The 1,660-nt window shown below is 67.7% G+C and carries 1 protein-coding gene; it reads left to right on the top strand.

Annotated features, from left to right (window positions below):
• The coding region (locus H5J30_RS31755) for an LCP family protein (protein WP_258563626.1) at positions 1–1,407 on the top strand (1,407 nt) is incomplete at its 5' end.
• Positions 1,408–1,660: the final 253 nt, after the last annotated feature.

Genomic DNA, 1,660 nt, shown 5'->3' with positions numbered 1-1,660 from the left:
CGCAAGAGCAAGAAGAAGAAGGCGCTCATCTGGGTCGCCGGCGGCCTGGCGATCGTGCTCTTCGCCGTGGGCACCGCCGCGTACCTCGTCTACCGCAAGCTCAACGGCAACATAGACAAGGTCGAGGTCGCCGGCGAGGATCACGCGGCGGTCATCGACGGCCCGGTCAACATCCTCGTGATGGGCACGGACAAGCGCACCGGCAAGGGCAACGACGGCTACGGCGACATGAACAGCCCCGGCCACGCCGACACCACCCTGCTGTTCCACGTCTCCGAGGACCGCACCAACGCCACCGCGATGAGCATCCCGCGGGACATGATCACCGACATACCCGACTGCAAGACCAAGCAGGAGGACGGGAGCTGGAAGACCATCCCGGGGACGTACGGCACCAAGTTCAACGAGAGCCTCGGCCAGTTCGGCCGCGACCCGGGCTGCACCTGGAAGACCGTCGAGCAGCTGACCGGTCTCGACGTCAACCACTTCATCCTCGCCGACTTCAACGCGGTCAAGGACCTGTCCAGCGCGGTCGGCGGCGTCGAGGTGTGCCTCGCGGAGGACATCGACGACCCCAAGTCCAAGCTCAACCTGCCGGCGGGCAGGCACACGATCGAGGGCGAGGAGGCGCTCGCCTTCGTCCGCACCCGCTACTCGGTCGGCTTCGGCAGCGACCTGAGCCGGATCGAGCTGCAGCAGCAGTTCCTCAGCTCGCTCATCCGCAAGATGAAGTCCGGCGGCTCGCTCAGCAATCCGAAGAAGATGTACGACCTCGCCGACGCCGCCACCAAGGCGCTCACCGTCGACTCCGGCATCGGCAGCGCCAAGAAGCTCATGGACCTGGCCAACGACCTCAAGAAGGTGCCCCAGGACGAGATTACTTTCGCGACATTGCCGGTCCTGGACAACCCTGAGGACGACGCGACGGTCCTTATGGATGAGGCCAAGGCCAAGCCGCTCTTCAAACTGCTCGACGCGGACAAGCCGTTCGACGGGGCGAAGAAGGGCAAGAAGGGCAAGCCGGTGAAGAAGTCGGAGCCCGGGGAGGTGAGGGTCGACGTCGTCAACGGCGGCGGGGAGTCCGGCATGGCGTCGGCCACCGCCACGTGGCTGGTGGAGGAGGGCGTGGGCTACGCCGCCGAGGCGGGCAACGCCTCCGAGCTGCCCGAGACCCGGCTTGAGTACGGCCCTGACCAGGCCGAACAGGCCGCGCGGCTGGCCGACATGATGGGACTGCCGAAGTCGGCAATGAAGAAGACGGGGGAGAACGCAGGGGCCGAAGGATCCATGACGCTCACGCTCGGCGAGGACTTCGCCGCGCCGGGCACCCCGGTCGAGGCACCGGAGAAGGCGCCGGACGGGGTGCAGAACGTCAAGGCCGGAGACAAGAACGTCTGTGCGAAGTGAGGCGTACGTGCGGACTGGACACCGCACGTCCGCGATCGACCAGGAGGCCCCATGCGCCGCAGCAATGTCCGCGGTAGCGGAGCGAACGGTCGCCCCGACAGAGCCCGCGAGCTCGGCTGGGACGACACTCTGTACGAAGACGGGGACGCGCCCGGCATGCCGCGGCAGCGAGGCTACGCGCGTCACACCGACGACCACGACCCGCACCCCGACCCGCACCGCCGACGCCGCCGTCCCCGGCGTCGTACGCCTC

The organism is Streptomyces phytophilus (assembly GCF_013870535.1).
Taxonomy (GTDB): domain Bacteria; phylum Actinomycetota; class Actinomycetes; order Streptomycetales; family Streptomycetaceae; genus Streptomyces; species Streptomyces phytophilus.
The sequence above is the reverse complement of the archived record's forward strand: the minus strand, read 5'-3'. Positions and strand labels throughout refer to the sequence as shown.